This window comes from Pseudomonas neuropathica (assembly GCF_051174785.1).
GTDB classification, from domain to species: domain Bacteria; phylum Pseudomonadota; class Gammaproteobacteria; order Pseudomonadales; family Pseudomonadaceae; genus Aquipseudomonas; species Aquipseudomonas neuropathica_A.
In genome coordinates this window covers 2430981-2446133 of the sequence record NZ_CP195111.1, presented here as the reverse complement: position 1 = coordinate 2446133, position 15153 = coordinate 2430981, and the positions used below count along the sequence as shown (strand labels likewise).

General features: G+C 59.1%; 14 protein-coding genes. 13 read left to right on the top strand and 1 reads right to left on the bottom strand.

What is annotated here, in order from left to right; all coding sequences use genetic code 11:
* Nucleotides 1–200 precede the first annotated feature (200 nt).
* The 6 genes from murJ to ispH all read left to right on the top strand — a co-directional run bounded on the left by murJ (nucleotide 201) and on the right by ispH (nucleotide 7706).
* The gene (murJ, locus tag ACRRSD_RS11075; protein ID WP_435038079.1) at nucleotides 201–1739 is read left to right on the top strand and encodes a murein biosynthesis integral membrane protein MurJ; all 1539 of its coding nucleotides are present in this window, start codon (nucleotides 201–203) and stop codon (nucleotides 1737–1739) included.
* Nucleotides 1740–1868: 129 nt separating this feature from the next.
* Nucleotides 1869–2807, top strand: coding sequence for a bifunctional riboflavin kinase/FAD synthetase (gene ribF, locus ACRRSD_RS11070; RefSeq protein WP_008078544.1), 939 nt, complete (start codon nucleotides 1869–1871; stop codon nucleotides 2805–2807).
* A 13-nt stretch (nucleotides 2808–2820) separates the two neighbouring features.
* Nucleotides 2821–5652 (top strand): isoleucine--tRNA ligase, encoded by a 2832-nt coding sequence (gene ileS, locus ACRRSD_RS11065; RefSeq protein WP_038361705.1) that lies wholly within the window; start codon nucleotides 2821–2823, stop codon nucleotides 5650–5652.
* Entirely contained in the window at nucleotides 5645–6157 is a 513-nt protein-coding gene (gene lspA, locus ACRRSD_RS11060) for a signal peptidase II (RefSeq protein WP_007963824.1), read from the top strand. The genes ileS and lspA overlap by 8 nt, the downstream gene beginning before the upstream one ends.
* Before the next feature lie 7 nt (nucleotides 6158–6164).
* Nucleotides 6165–6602 carry an FKBP-type peptidyl-prolyl cis-trans isomerase gene (gene fkpB / locus ACRRSD_RS11055; RefSeq protein WP_180988114.1) on the top strand — a complete coding sequence of 146 codons (438 nt, stop codon included), beginning with the start codon at nucleotides 6165–6167 and terminating at the stop codon, nucleotides 6600–6602.
* Nucleotides 6603–6761: 159 nt separating this feature from the next.
* Nucleotides 6762–7706 carry a 4-hydroxy-3-methylbut-2-enyl diphosphate reductase gene (gene ispH / locus ACRRSD_RS11050; protein ID WP_007959549.1) on the top strand — a complete coding sequence of 315 codons (945 nt, stop codon included), beginning with the start codon at nucleotides 6762–6764 and terminating at the stop codon, nucleotides 7704–7706.
* On the opposite strand, the gene ACRRSD_RS11045 is transcribed toward ispH, so the two are convergent.
* The gene (locus ACRRSD_RS11045) at nucleotides 7678–8232 is read right to left on the bottom strand and encodes a GspH/FimT family pseudopilin (protein ID WP_435038078.1); all 555 of its coding nucleotides are present in this window, start codon (nucleotides 8230–8232) and stop codon (nucleotides 7678–7680) included. The genes ispH and ACRRSD_RS11045 overlap by 29 nt on opposite strands.
* A 130-nt stretch (nucleotides 8233–8362) precedes the next feature.
* On the opposite strand from ACRRSD_RS11045, the gene ACRRSD_RS11040 reads away from it, so the two are divergent.
* Genes ACRRSD_RS11040 through thiO form a run of 7 tightly spaced genes read left to right on the top strand, consistent with a single transcriptional unit; the run spans nucleotide 8363 to nucleotide 15133 of the window.
* A complete protein-coding gene (locus ACRRSD_RS11040; RefSeq protein WP_435038077.1) occupies nucleotides 8363–8836 on the top strand; it encodes a GspH/FimT family pseudopilin in 474 nt (157 codons plus the stop codon).
* On the top strand, nucleotides 8833–9282 hold the full coding sequence (pilV, locus tag ACRRSD_RS11035) for a type IV pilus modification protein PilV (RefSeq protein ID WP_435038076.1): 450 nt from the start codon (nucleotides 8833–8835) through the stop codon (nucleotides 9280–9282). The genes ACRRSD_RS11040 and pilV overlap by 4 nt, the downstream gene beginning before the upstream one ends.
* The gene (locus ACRRSD_RS11030; RefSeq protein ID WP_435038075.1) at nucleotides 9279–9992 is read left to right on the top strand and encodes a PilW family protein; all 714 of its coding nucleotides are present in this window, start codon (nucleotides 9279–9281) and stop codon (nucleotides 9990–9992) included. Before pilV ends, ACRRSD_RS11030 begins: the two co-directional genes overlap by 4 nt.
* Nucleotides 9993–10014: 22 nt before the next feature.
* Nucleotides 10015–10482, top strand: coding sequence for a pilus assembly PilX family protein (locus ACRRSD_RS11025; RefSeq protein ID WP_435038074.1), 468 nt, complete (start codon nucleotides 10015–10017; stop codon nucleotides 10480–10482).
* The gene (locus ACRRSD_RS11020; protein ID WP_435038073.1) at nucleotides 10469–13558 is read left to right on the top strand and encodes a pilus assembly protein; all 3090 of its coding nucleotides are present in this window, start codon (nucleotides 10469–10471) and stop codon (nucleotides 13556–13558) included. Before ACRRSD_RS11025 ends, ACRRSD_RS11020 begins: the two co-directional genes overlap by 14 nt.
* Before the next feature lie 15 nt (nucleotides 13559–13573).
* Nucleotides 13574–13975: a type IV pilin protein gene (locus ACRRSD_RS11015; RefSeq protein WP_435038072.1), complete on the top strand. Its 402-nt coding sequence runs from the start codon at nucleotides 13574–13576 to the stop codon at nucleotides 13973–13975.
* A 57-nt stretch (nucleotides 13976–14032) separates the two neighbouring features.
* Nucleotides 14033–15133, top strand: coding sequence for a glycine oxidase ThiO (gene thiO / locus ACRRSD_RS11010; protein ID WP_435038071.1), 1101 nt, complete (start codon nucleotides 14033–14035; stop codon nucleotides 15131–15133).
* The last annotated feature ends 20 nt before the right edge of the window (nucleotides 15134–15153 follow it).

Here is a 15153-nt window from a genome sequence, read left to right as displayed (position 1 = left end):
AATCATGCCGATGAGTTGAAGTCTTGTCAAGGGCACTTGAAACGTTCCGCTAAGTGGTAGGTATAAAGAGGCGGGATATTTATTTCCGGCGCTTGACCTGTAAACTCGCGAGCTTTGGCTCTGTGCTGCTGCGGCGCGGAGTATCGCACAAGTAGGCGCTTTGTTCGCCTGCTGTTTATCGACAGGCACAAATTCCCTCAATGAATCTGCTCAAATCGTTGGCCGCCGTCAGCTCTATCACGATGCTTTCCCGGATTCTGGGCTTTGTTCGTGACACGCTGATTGCCCGTACATTCGGCGCCGGGATGGCGACGGATGCCTTCTTTATTGCCTTCAAACTGCCCAATCTGTTGCGGCGTATCTTCGCTGAAGGCGCGTTCTCTCAGGCATTTGTGCCGATTCTCGCTGAATACAAAAGCCAGAAGGGTGAAGAGGCGACCCGAACCTTTATTGCCTATGTGTCGGGTCTGCTGACGCTGGTATTGGCGGTAGTGACGGCGCTGGGCATGATCGCTGCGCCTTGGGTGATCTGGGCGACGGCCCCGGGTTTTACCGATACGCCGGAAAAATTCCAGCTCACCTCCGATCTGTTGCGGGTGACGTTCCCCTATATATTGCTGATCTCCCTGTCCTCACTGGCGGGCGCGATTCTCAATACCTGGAACCGTTTCTCGGTGCCGGCCTTCGTGCCGACGCTGCTCAACGTCAGCATGATCGTGTTTTCGCTGTTCCTCACGCCGTACTTCGATCCGCCGGTGATGGCGCTAGGCTGGGCAGTACTGGTCGGTGGACTGGCGCAGTTGCTCTATCAGCTGCCGCACCTGAAAAAGATCGGCATGCTGGTACTGCCGCGCCTGAACCTGCGCGATACCGGCGTCTGGCGCGTAATGAAGCAGATGCTGCCGGCGATTCTCGGCGTGTCGGTCAGCCAGATCTCGCTGATCATCAACACCATCTTCGCCTCGTTTCTGGTCGCAGGCTCGGTGTCGTGGATGTATTACGCCGACCGCTTGATGGAGTTGCCATCCGGCGTGCTCGGCGTGGCATTGGGCACGATTCTGCTGCCGACGCTGGCCAAAACCTACGCCAGCAAGGATCGCCACGAATACTCGCGAATCCTCGATTGGGGCCTGCGTCTGTGCTTTGTACTGGTGCTGCCCTGTGCGCTGGCGCTGGGGATTCTTGCCGAGCCGTTGACCGTTTCACTGTTCCAGTACGGTCAGTTCAGCGGTTTCGATGCCGAAATGACCCAGCGTGCGCTGATTGCTTATTCTGTCGGTCTGCTGGGGATTATCGTGATCAAGGTGTTGGCACCGGGCTTCTATGCGCAACAGAACATCCGTACGCCGGTAAAAATCGCAATTTTCACTCTGGTGTGCACGCAGTTGTTCAACTTGATGTTGATCGGCCCGTTGGCTCATGCCGGTCTGGCTTTGGCGATCAGTGCTGGCGCCTGCCTTAACGCCGGGTTGCTGTTCTATCAATTGCGCAAGCAACAGATGTATCAGCCGCAGCCGGGTTGGGCCAAGTTCGGTTTCAAACTGGTGATCGCGGTGGTGGTGATGTCGGCAGTGTTGCTGCTTGGCATGCATTTCATGCCGGCGTGGGATCAAGGGCACATGCTTGAGCGTTTCCTGCGTCTGGGCGCATTGGTCGCGGCGGGCGTGGTGTCCTATTTCGGTATGTTGCTGCTGTTGGGTTTCCGCTTGCGTGACTTCAATCGCAAGGCCTTGAGCTAAGGTTTTACCCTTTATAAACAGGCGCGGGCCGGCAGTTTTGTCGGCTCGTTCACTTTGCGTTACGGTGTTGCCTGTCGTCGGCCGTCGGGTGTGGTTATAATCGACCACTTTATGAGCAAGAAGCGCGTTATGCAGCTGGTTCGAGGCCTCCACAACTTGCGCCCCCAGCATCGGGGCTGCGTCGCCACTATTGGCAACTTTGACGGTGTTCACCGTGGTCACCAGGCTATCCTGGCCCGACTGCGTGAGCGTGCGCTCGAGTTGGGCGTACCCAGCTGCGTGGTGATTTTCGAACCGCAGCCACGAGAGTTCTTTGCCCCCGAGACCGCGCCGGCGCGTCTGGCCCGGTTGCGCGACAAGCTGCAACTGCTGGCCGCCGAAGGCGTCGACCGGGTGCTGTGTCTGGCGTTCAACCAGCGCTTGAGCAAACTCAGCGCCAGTGAGTTCGTCGACACTATCCTGGTTGATGGTCTTGGCGTGCAGCATCTTGAGGTTGGTGACGATTTCCGTTTCGGTTGCGACCGCCTCGGCGATTTCGACTTCCTGCTGCAGGCCGGGCAGATGCACGGTTTCACCGTTGAAGCGGCACAAACCGTCGAGCTGGACGGCATTCGCGTCAGCAGCACACAAGTGCGCAACGCGTTGGCCGCCGCCGATTTTGCCTTGGCCGAACGTTTGCTCGGCCGCCCGTACCGCATTGCCGGTCGCGTGCTGCACGGCCAGAAGCTGGCCCGGCAACTGGGTACGCCCACTGCCAATATTCAACTCAAGCGTCGTCGCGTACCGTTCACCGGGGTGTATCTGGTGGATGTCGATATCGACGGCAAGACCTGGCCCGGCGTCGCCAATATCGGCGTGCGGCCCACGGTGCAAGGTGATGGCAAGGCCCACCTTGAAGTCCATCTTCTAGATTTTGCCGGCGATCTGTATGACCGGCGTTTGACGGTGGTTTTCCACCAAAAGCTGCGTGAAGAGCAGCGCTTCGCCTCCCTGGAGGCATTGAAAACGGCGATCAATGCGGATGTCGCCACCGCCCGTGCACTAGCCGCACCTAGCGCCCATCGCTAATGAAGAGCCTTAAATGACCGACTATAAAGCCACGCTAAACCTTCCGGACACCGCCTTCCCAATGAAGGCCGGCCTGCCACAGCGCGAACCGCAGATCCTGCAGCGCTGGGACAGTATTGGCCTGTACGGAAAGTTGCGCGAGATTGGCAAGGATCGTCCGAAGTTCGTTTTGCACGACGGCCCTCCGTATGCCAACGGCACGATCCACATCGGTCACGCACTGAACAAGATTCTCAAGGACATGATCATCCGCTCGAAGACCCTGTCGGGTTTCGACGCGCCTTATGTTCCGGGTTGGGACTGCCACGGCCTGCCGATCGAGCACAAGGTTGAAGTGACCCACGGCAAGAACCTGGGCGCGGACAAGACCCGCGAGCTGTGCCGTGCCTACGCCACCGAGCAGATCGAAGGGCAGAAGTCCGAATTCATCCGTCTCGGCGTGCTGGGCGATTGGGCCAACCCGTACAAGACCATGGATTTCAAGAACGAGGCCGGTGAAATCCGTGCCTTGGCTGAAATCGTCAAGGGCGGTTTCGTGTTCAAGGGCCTCAAGCCGGTGAACTGGTGCTTCGACTGCGGTTCGGCCCTGGCTGAAGCGGAAGTCGAGTACGAGACCAAAAAGTCCTCGACCATCGACGTGGCCTTCCCGATCGCTGACGAAGCCAAACTGGCTGCTGCGTTCGGTCTGCCGTCGCTGGGCAAACCGGCCTCGATCGTGATCTGGACCACCACCCCGTGGACCATCCCGGCCAACCAGGCGCTGAACGTGCATCCGGAATTCAACTACGCGCTGGTTGATGTCGGCGACAAGCTGCTGGTGCTGGCTGAAGAGCTGGTCGAAGCGTGCCTGGCTCGCTACAGCCTGGAAGGTTCGGTCATCGCGACCACCACTGGTAAAGAGCTGGAGCTGATCAACTTCCGTCACCCGTTCTATGACCGTCTGTCGCCGGTGTACCTGGCTGACTACGTTGAACTGGGCGCTGGCACCGGCGTGGTTCACTCCGCTCCGGCTTACGGCGTGGACGACTTCGTGACCTGCAAGAAGTACGGCATGGTCAACGACGACATTCTTAATCCAGTGCAGAGCAACGGCGTGTACGTGCCGTCGCTGGAATTCTTCGGCGGCCAGTTCATCTGGAAGGCCAACCCGGCCATCGTCGACAAGCTGACCGAAGTCGGTGCGCTGATGCACACCACCGTCATCGAACACAGCTACATGCACTGCTGGCGCCACAAGACTCCGCTGATCTACCGCGCCACCGCGCAGTGGTTCATCGGCATGGACAAAGAGCCAACCAGCGGCGACACCCTGCGTGTGCGCTCGCTCAAAGCCATTGAAGACACCAAGTTCGTCCCGGCCTGGGGCCAGGCGCGTCTGCACTCGATGATCGCCAACCGTCCGGACTGGTGCATCTCGCGTCAGCGCAACTGGGGCGTGCCGATCCCGTTCTTCCTCAACAAGGAAAGCGGCGAGCTGCACCCACGCACCGTCGAGCTGATGGAAGAAGTCGCCAAGCGCGTTGAAGTCGAAGGCATCGAAGCCTGGTTCAAGATGGACGCTGCCGAGTTGCTCGGCGACGAAGCGCCGCTGTACGACAAGATCAGTGACACCCTCGACGTCTGGTTCGATTCGGGTACCACGCACTGGCACGTCCTGCGCGGTTCGCACCCGATGGGTCACGAAAGCGGCCCGCGTGCCGATCTGTACCTGGAAGGTTCCGACCAACACCGTGGCTGGTTCCACTCGTCGTTGCTGACCGGTTGCGCCATCGACAACCACGCGCCGTACCGCGAACTGCTGACTCACGGTTTTACCGTTGATGAGTCTGGTCGCAAGATGTCGAAGTCGCTGAAAAACGTGATCGAGCCGAAAAAGATCAACGACACATTGGGCGCTGACATCATGCGTCTATGGGTCGCTTCGACAGATTATTCGGGTGAGATCGCGGTATCGGATCAGATCCTGACGCGCAGTGCGGACGCCTATCGTCGTATCCGTAACACCGCGCGTTTCCTGCTCTCGAACCTGAGCGGTTTCAACCCGGCCACCGACATCCTGCCGGCTGAAGAAATGCTCGCGCTGGATCGTTGGGCGGTCGACCGCACCTTGCTGCTGCAACGCGAGTTGCAAGAGCACTACGGCGAATACCGTTTCTGGAACGTCTACTCGAAGATCCACAACTTCTGCGTGCAGGAGCTGGGTGGTTTCTACCTCGATATCATCAAGGACCGTCAGTACACCACTGGCGCCAACAGCAAGGCCCGCCGTTCGGCGCAAACCGCGCTGTTCCACATCTCCGAAGCGCTGGTGCGCTGGATCGCGCCGATCCTCGCCTTCACCGCCGACGAGTTGTGGGAATACCTGCCGGGCGAGCGTAACGAGTCGGTCATGCTCAATACCTGGTACGAAGGTCTGACCGAACTGCCGGCTGACGTTGAACTGGGCCGCGACTACTGGGAGCGCGTGATGGCGGTCAAAGTAGCGGTCAACAAAGAAATGGAAATCCAGCGCGCAGCGAAAGCGGTTGGTGGCAACCTGCAAGCCGAAGTGACGCTATACGCCGAAGACGCGCTGAGCGCCGATCTGGCCAAACTGAGCAACGAACTGCGCTTTGTCCTGATCACTTCGACTGCCAGCGTTGCGCCGTTCGTTCAGGCTCCGGCTGATGCGGTAGTGACTGAAGTCAGCGGCCTGAAGCTGAAGATCGTTAAATCGGCCTTCCCGAAGTGCGCCCGTTGCTGGCACTGCCGTGAAGACGTTGGCGTGAACCCGGAGCATCCGGAAATCTGCGGCCGTTGCGTCGACAACATCAGCGGCGCTGGCGAGGTTCGTCACTATGCCTAATGCCGTTGGCCGTTTCGGACGGTTGAGCTGGCTCTGGTTGAGTTTGCTGGTTCTGGTCATCGACCAGGCCAGCAAGTTCTACTTCGAAGGCAAGCTCGAAATGTTCCAGCAGATCGTGATCATTCCCGATTACTTCAGCTGGACCCTCGCTTACAACACCGGCGCTGCCTTCAGTTTCCTGGCTGACAGCTCCGGCTGGCAGCGCTGGTTGTTCGCCCTGATCGCGATTGTGGTCAGTGCGGTGCTGGTGGTCTGGCTCAAACGCCTGGGCCGCAATGACACCTGGCTGGCTGTCGCTCTGGCACTGGTGCTGGGCGGTGCACTGGGCAATCTGTATGACCGCATTGCCCTGGGCCATGTGATCGACTTCATTCTGGTGCACTGGCAGAACCGCTGGTACTTCCCGGCGTTCAACTTCGCCGACAGCGCCATTACCGTTGGCGCGGTGATGCTGGCACTGGATATGTTCAAAAGTAAAAAGACCGGAGAAGCCGTTCATGACTGAACAGGTATTGGCTGAGCAACGCATCGGCCAGAACACGGAAGTCACTTTGCACTTTGCATTGCGCCTGGAGAACGGCGACACCGTCGACAGTACTTTCGACAAAGCCCCGGCGACCTTCAAGGTCGGCGACGGCAACCTGCTGCCGGGTTTCGAAGCGGCGCTGTTCGGCTTCAAGGCCGGCGACAAGCGTACGCTGACCGTCGAGCCGGAAAACGCCTTCGGCCAGCCGAACCCGCAGAACGTGCAGATCATTCCGCGTTCGCAGTTCGTCGATATGGAGTTGTCGCCGGGTTTGCTGGTGATCTTCAACGATGCGGCCAATACTGAGCTGCCGGGCGTGGTGAAAGAGTTCGATGACGCGCAAGTGACCATCGACTTCAATCACCCGCTATCGGGCAAGACGCTGACCTTTGACGTGGAAATCATTTCCGTCAAAGCGCTGTAAAAATGTGGGAGCGACGGTGCGACGATTCGACCTGCTCGCGAAAGCGGTGTTTCAGGCGACATCGATGTTGACTGTCAGTCAGCTTTCGCGAGCAGGCTCGCTCCCACAATGTTTTCCACTGTTTTCGCTATTTCTTGCGCGCAAGACACGAGGCACAGCATGCAAATCAAACTCGCCAACCCCCGTGGCTTCTGCGCCGGTGTGGACCGGGCGATCGAAATCGTCAACCGCGCCCTGGAAGTCTTCGGGCCACCGATCTACGTGCGTCATGAAGTGGTGCACAACAAGTTCGTCGTTGAAGACCTCCGCAGCCGCGGGGCGATCTTTGTCGAAGAGCTGGATCAGGTGCCGGACGACGTCATCGTGATTTTCAGTGCTCACGGCGTATCCCAGGCCGTGCGTACCGAAGCCGCCGGCCGTGGCCTGAAAGTATTCGACGCCACGTGCCCACTGGTGACGAAGGTGCACATCGAAGTGGCGAAATACAGCCGCGACGGTCGCGAGTGCATCCTGATCGGTCACGCCGGTCACCCGGAAGTCGAAGGCACCATGGGCCAGTACGACGCCAGCAATGGCGGCGCGATCTACCTCGTCGAAGACGAGAAAGACGTCGCTGAATTGCAGGTGCATAACCCGGACAAACTGGCTTTCGTCACCCAGACGACGCTGTCGATGGACGACACCAGTCGCGTCATCGATGCGCTGCGTACGCGCTTCCCGGCCATCGGTGGCCCGCGCAAAGACGACATCTGCTACGCCACGCAAAACCGCCAGGACGCGGTCAAGCAATTGGCCGACGAGTGCGACGTGGTGCTGGTGGTCGGCAGCCCGAACAGCTCCAACTCCAACCGTCTGCGTGAGCTTGCCGAACGCATGGCCACACCGGCCTATCTGATCGACGGCGCCGAAGACCTGCAGAAGAGCTGGTTCGATGGCGTTGAACGTATTGGCATCACCGCCGGTGCCTCTGCGCCGGAAGTGCTGGTGCGCGGCGTGATTCAGCAATTGCAGGCCTGGGGCGCAACCGGCGCCGATGAGCTGGCCGGGCGCGAAGAGAACATCACGTTCTCGATGCCTAAAGAGCTGCGCGTACGTTCGATCTGACGTTTTCGGTTTTTTGACACAGCGCCTGCTCAGTCTCTTGACTGTTCAGGCGCACGCGACCGGTCGCCGCCAGTACTATCTGGCGCTGACTGACCGGCTCGCGAGCCGAGCAGACATGTAATGTCCCTGCCTGAAACGCCCGTCCGGGCATCAGTGGCTGCCCCAGACTGCTGAATCTGATGTAACGACTCACCAGCCAATTGCCGACCACCGGCACCTTCGCCTCGCTTGCGTGCTCCACCAGCAGCGGATTACTGCTGTCTTTTGGCCCGGTGCCGCTGATATCCAGAATGATCCGCCAGCCTTGGCTCCAGTCGCCGTTGATGCCGTGAATCACTACGCTCTGATTGCGCGTGATCGCCAGCGTTCGCGCGTTGCGAATGCCGTCGAGCAGCGATTGCGCGGCCTGATCACGCTGGTTCGATTCCCTGAGCGTGGCAAATGCCGGACTGACCAGCAGCAGAACAATTGCGCCAATCGCCAGTCCCATAAGCAGTTCTATCAGGCTGAAACCCTGTTGCGGCATGAAAACGCCCTCCGTGGCGTGTGATGTGCGGCGCGGTCCGTGCGCCGGGCAGGGCAAATCAACCGACGCGGGCCGGTTGAATGTTCTAGCGTGTAGAAGCAGGTATAGCCGACGGCAACGGAGGGCATCGATGGATCTTCGTACAAAAGGTTTCACGCTGATCGAGTTGTTGGTTGCGATCGCGATCTTCGTGGTTCTGATCACCCTGGCAGTGCCGGCGTTCACCCGTTCGGTACAGGGCAGCAAGGCTGATACCGAAATGGGTGACCTGCAACGGGCGATCAATTTCGCCAGGCTCGAAGCGATCAACCGTGGCACCACTCTGCGCCTGCGCCCGACCGCTGGCGGCAGCGTATGGAACGGGGAACTGGCGGTCTACGACAGTACTGGCAATCCGGCCAATGTGTTGCGGGTTGTTCCCGCGATGAGCAGCGGCGCGACTCTGACGCTACCCTCTGGAGTGACCGCACTGGATTTCAACAACCTCGGCGGTCTGGCAGCACCGTCGACGGCGGTGGTCATCAGTTACACGCTGGGAACGCAAAGCAGGACGCTGAACGTGTGTTTGAACGGACGAATTCAATTGGGTGGAACTTGCGGATGAGGGCAGGGAGTACACAAGCACAGCAGGGCATGACGCTGATCGAAGTACTGGTCGCGTTGCTGATTCTGACGGTCGGGCTGCTGGGTGCGGCGGCGGTGCAACTGAATGCGCTGAAATACACCGACAGCTCACGGATGACCAGTCAGGCCAGTTTCATTGCCTACGACATGATGGACCGCATCCGCGCCAACTCCGGCGCCGACTACACCGTCACGCCGCCGGCCGCGGGCAATCTCAGCGTTGCCCGCGATCAGGACCTCTACGATTTTTCGACCAATATCATCAATTTCGGCGGACCGACGGCGACCGGCAGTATCACCGTCAATCAGCGGGTTTACACCATCACGATCAACTGGAGCGATGCGCGAGCCGCCAACACCGCCAGCGCTCAACGCAGTTTTGTCCTGACCAGCCGCGCCGCAGTCGATCCGGTGGCTACACCATGAGGCGTCGTCAGCGTGGTTTTGGTCTGATCGAGATGCTCGTTGCCCTGGCACTGGGACTGATTGTGGTGCTGGGCGTGGTGCAGATTTTCATCGCGGCGAAAAATACTTATGTCAGCCAGAACAGCGCCGCCGCGATGCAGGAAGACGCGCGGTTCGTGTTGAGCAAAATGATTCAGGAAATTCGCATGGTCGGGATGTTCGGCTGTCTGGGCACTATCCTCGATTCGAGCTCCGCGGGTGACTTTAACGCTGCGCAGGTCATGCCGATCAGTTGGGATAATGCCAACCTGAAACTGACGCTGGTCACTGCCGATGTCGGCAGCGGCGGGGGCACCCCGACCTGGACGGTGATTTCCGATTGCCGCAACAATGCGACGGCCTATACCGGCTTGCGCTCCCCGGCGAGCGGGCAGATCGCGTTCCCGATCCGGCGCCTGATCTACAGCTTCAGCAACAATCAGATTCTCATGGGCACCGGCAGCGGTAATCCTGCGCAGCAGGTGCTGGTGAACAATGTCAGTGCGTTCACGGTGATGTTCGGTCTGGCCAGTTCCGCGACGGATGTGGCCGCTTCGACTTACAGCGCCAACCCCAGTGATCCGGCGCGCATCCGCAGTGTGCGCCTGAGCCTGACCCTCAACGACCCGAACAATCGGGTGCGCAGTCAAACCTTCAACGTGGTTGCCGCTTTGCGCAACCGCTTGCAATGAAGGGGCAGCGATGAGGATTTCCATGAAACAACGTCAAGCACAGCGCGGCATGGTCTTGTTGGTCAGTCTGGTATTTCTGCTGTTGCTCACGTTGATCGGGTTGTCCTCGATGCAGAGCGCCAACCTGCAAGAGAAAATGGCCGGCAGCGTGAGTCTGCGCAATCAATCGTTCCAGGCCGCCGAGGCGGCGTTGCGGGTCGGCGAAAGCGCGGTGCAACTGAACAGTTATTCGCTCGCCGTGTGCAGCGGCACCACCCAATGCGCACCGCCAGCGGAGTCATCAGTGGTCAGTTCGGCGGGGTTCAACTCGACCTCCGGGGTGACCTGGATCGCCGCTGGCAATGGTTTCTATGGTGTACAGAATATCGGCACCACACTGACCGCCGTCAACGTGCCGAGCAACACCTCGGCGACGTTGTATCGCGTCACCGCTATCGGCCTTGCCGGCAGTTCGCGCAGTGTGGTGGAGAGTGTTTATGCGAAGTATTGAGCGCTGCACATCGCTGCTGCTCGGCATGCTGCTGAGCTTGTATCTGGCGACGCCTGTCTATGCATTCACGCCCTCTGATTCACCACTGTTGAGCGCTGCGGCGGTGCCACCGAATGTGATGCTGCTGATCGACGATTCGGGGAGTATGAACAGCATCATTTACGCCGCTGGATTTGATCCGAACATCAACCGTACACCCGCGCGGCAGTGCAATGCCTTCCTGGGATTGTGCTCTGCGCTCAATGCTCCGCAGATCACTGGCGACACGGTGTTTCTATCGAGCCTGCCGACCTCCGGGTGCTCGGGCGGCGCCTATGCGTTCTACAACAACAGCGTGGCGCCGTTATGCCTGAAACTGCCCGACCCCGTCGGCAATGAGAACACCCGATATTCCGCCGATTACATTTCCTATATCGTCGGCCTGGCCACGAGTAACGGCACCCGCGACTTCACCACCGGAGCGATTCCCAACGACTACCGCATCAACGTCGCGCGCAACGTCTCTACAGCCTTGGTCAGTAGCAACCGCACGTTGCGTATCGGCCTGTCGACATTCAACCCTGCCACCAGCACCAATTCCGGCAATGGCGGCTTCATCGCCCGTGCGATCAGCGATTTGTCGCCGGTGTCCGGCAGCGTGACTCAAGCCCAGGCCGACACCAATTACAACGCACTGATCTCTTCCATCAACGGCTTGAGCGCCGTGGCCAACACGCCGTTGGCGGAAACCTATTACGAAATCACTCGCTACATGCGCGGCATGGCGCCCTACTACAACAGCACGCCGAGCACCTACACCAGCCCGATTCAGTACCGCTGCCAGAAAAACTATGGAGTGGTGATCACCGACGGCTTGCCGACCTTCGACCGTACTTTCCCCACCAATGACCCGTTGGGCGGCAGTCGTTTGCCGAACTGGGATGGCGTCAACAACGACGGCAACAACCTCAACGGTGATGGTGAAGGGGATACGCTGTATCTGGATGACATCGCCAAGTTCGCCTTCGATATCGACATGCGTTCGACCGGAACGGACGCCGCAGGCAAGAGCTGGAATGCGGTGGATTTTCCCAAGCAGAACATGAACACCTACACGGTCGGGTTCACCGCCGATAACGACGTGCTCTCCGATGCCGCCGCTTATGGGCAGGGCAAGTACTATCAGGCGACGGACAGTACCGGGCTCAATGCGGCGTTGTCGTCGGCATTGAGTGACATTACTTCCAAGGCTGGATCCGGCGGCGCAGCTGTTGCCAGCGTTGGGACACTCTCCAGTGGCAGCAGTTTTTACCAAACCACTTATGATCCCAAGGATTGGCGAGGCACCATCAAGTCTTTCGGTTTTACGTCGGCCGGGGTTGTGAATACTTCGACCGCACTCTGGACGACTGACACAACCATCGTGCCGGGGGCGACCGCGCCGACGTATCAATCATGGAACACCACAAGCAGCGCCGCCGTGACGCTGGCTTACGGCAACTTTTCCCCTGCGCAGCAGACGACGCTCAGCCAGAGTCTGCCCACGGGTATTACCGGCAATGACCTGGTGGAGTGGAGCAAAGGCACCAACAAAACCGGGCTCAAGGTTCGCAGTGTGTTGCTCGGTGACATCATCAACTCGCCGTTGGTGCTGGCGGCCCCCACGGACAAGACCGCTGCTGACTTGTCCGGCGATACCACTTACACCTCATACCTGACCACCAAAGCTGCCAACATGAACTCCAGCCTGGTGGTGAATGCCAATGACGGTTTCGTCAACGTCATCAACTCGGTCAACGGCACCCGGCGCTATGCCTACATGCCATCCAGTGTGTTGCCGTCGCTACGGTTGATTGCTGATCCGACCTATATCAACGGTGTCAGCCACAAGTTTCTCGTCGATGGTCAGGTCGGGGTGTTCGACGCGCAGTCCGGCACGGCCTGGAAAACCCTGGCCATTGGTGGCGTCGGTGCCGGGGGTAAAACGTTCTACGGGTTGCAGCTGTTTGATGCTTCTGCGGGCAATGTGATCAAGGCGTTATGGGAGGTCAGTGCGCCGTCCGCGGCCAACACCTCCAACGCATTTAATGATCTGGGTTACGCCTACGCCCGCCCGGAAGTGGCACGCTTGGCCGATGGTCGTTGGGCGGCGTTCATCTCGAATGGTTACGGCAGCAACTCCGGTGTGGCCGCCCTGTATGTGCTGGATGTGCGCGATGGTTCGCTGATCAAGAAAATCGTCATCGACAGCACGGAAACCACTAACGGTTTGTCCTCGGTAATACTCAAGGTCAACTCTTCAAATGTCGTCCAGGCCGCTTATGGGGGTGATTTGAAAGGGCGCCTGTGGAAATTTGATCTGAGCGCGACATCGTCGGACAGCTGGGGCGTGGCATTTTCCGGTAAACCACTGTTCACCACGGCGGGCGGGCCGACACAGCCGATTACCGCGCAGCCGCTGCTGGCGGATAACGCATTGGGCGGCAAACAGATCTTTGTCGGCACTGGCAAATTCAATGAAACGGCCGACAAGACCAACAAGGATTTGCAGGCATTCTATTCGGTATGGGATGCCGATGGCGGCTCAGGGAACATCACTGTCAGCAGTTTGCAGACGCAGGCGATTACCGGATCATTTTCTGGCAGCTCTGGGCAGTTTCTGACCACGACGCAAAATGACACGACATATCCGGGGGAGAAGGGCTGGTACCTGCCATTGGTCTACAACAACGTGTTGACCGGCGAACGGGTGATCAATCAAGCGAATATCGTGCTTGGCCGTATCGTCTTCACCACGGCTATTGTCGATACCACCGATCCGTGTGCGAGTTTTGGTACGGGCAAGTTGGTCGAACTCGAGGCGTTCAGCGGTAAGATGCTCAACTATGCGGTGATTGATACTGGTGGGGATAGTTTGGTCGACAACAATGACTCAATCTCCAGCGGCGTGAGTTTCGCTGACGGCATTCCGAACCTGGCGTTTATAAACCCGAATGCTACGAAAAAGGGAGTGAATGACACCAGTGGGAAGCTCACGATAATCAATGAAAAGGGCGGTGGCGGCAGCCGTCGTATCATGTGGCGACAAATACAGTAAGCGAGAGTTTGAGGCATGCGCAGATCCAACCGAGGCTTCACCCTGATCGAAATCATGATCGTGATTGCGATCATCGGGATCGTCATCACCATCGCCGCACCGAGCTATACCGAGTACCTGAAAAAGGGCCGCCGCGCCGAAGTGGTGTCGCTGCTCTCGGAGCAGGCACAGAGCCTCGAACGTTTCTACACCAAGAACAATGTCTACACCGGCATCACCGGACTCAGCACGGGCAATGATTTCTACACCATCACCCCGACCATCGCTGACCAGACCTTCCTGCTGACCGCTACCCGTAAAACGGGTACCTCCATGGCCACCGACAAGTGCGGGGATTTCACCCTGACCAACACCGGTGTCCGCAGCATGAACAACGCGACTACCGGGCTGACCACCAAGGATTGCTGGGGCCGCTGAGGCGCTTTCTTTCGGGTGCCTTTTGCGCCCACTGTCTTTTTTACGGTTGGATCAAACATGACCAGGCAACAGCAAGTGGTGATTGTCGGTGGCGGGGTGATTGGCCTGCTGACCGCCTACAATCTCGCCTCCGAAGTGCGCAATGTGGTGCTGCTCGATCGTTCGAACCTCGGCCAGGAATCGTCCTGGGCCGGCGGCGGTATCGTTTCGCCGTTGTATCCGTGGCGTTACAGCCCGGCGGTCACGGCACTGGCGCACTGGTCGCAGGATTTTTATCCACAGCTCGGCGAGCGCTTGTTCGCTGACACTGGAGTGGATCCTGAAGTGCACACCACCGGCCTGTACTGGCTGGATCTGGACGATGAAGCCGAAGCACTGGCCTGGGCCGAGCGGGAAAACCGTCCGCTGCGGGCTGTGGATATCTCGGCGGCGCATGATGCGGTGCCGGTGCTCGGTGGCGGTTTCTCCCGAGCGATCTACATGGCGGATGTCGCCAACGTACGCAATCCGCGGCTGGTGAAATCACTGAAAGCGGCACTGCAGGCATTGCCGAACGTGACCATTCACGAACAATGCGAGGTCAGCGGGTTTGTCCGCGAGGGTGAGCAGGTTGTTGGCGTCGAGACGTCGAAGGGTGTGATCAGCGGTGATCAGGTCGTACTGACCGCGGGGGCGTGGAGCGGTGATCTGCTCAAGACGCTGGACCTGACACTGCCGGTCGAACCGGTCAAAGGCCAGATGATTCTCTACAAGTGTGCGGCGGATTTTTTGCCGAGCATGGTATTGGCCAAGGGCCGTTATGCGATTCCGCGTCGCGACGGCCATATCCTGATCGGCAGCACGCTGGAGCACGAGGGCTACGACAAGACGCCGACCGAGGTGGCGCTGGAAAGTCTCAAGGCTTCGGCAGTGGAGTTATTGCCAGCGTTGGCCGATGCCGAAGTGGTCGGGCACTGGGCGGGGTTGCGTCCGGGCTCGCCGGAGGGCATTCCGTATATTGGCCGGGTGCCGGGGTTTGACGGGTTGTGGTTGAACTGCGGGCATTACCGCAATGGACTGGTGCTGGCGCCGGCGTCGTGTCAGTTGTTTGCCGATGTGATGCTGGGAAGGGCGCCGATTATTGATCCGACGCCGTATGCGCCCGAGGGCCGCATTTAATCTGATAGTTCTCTGTAGCC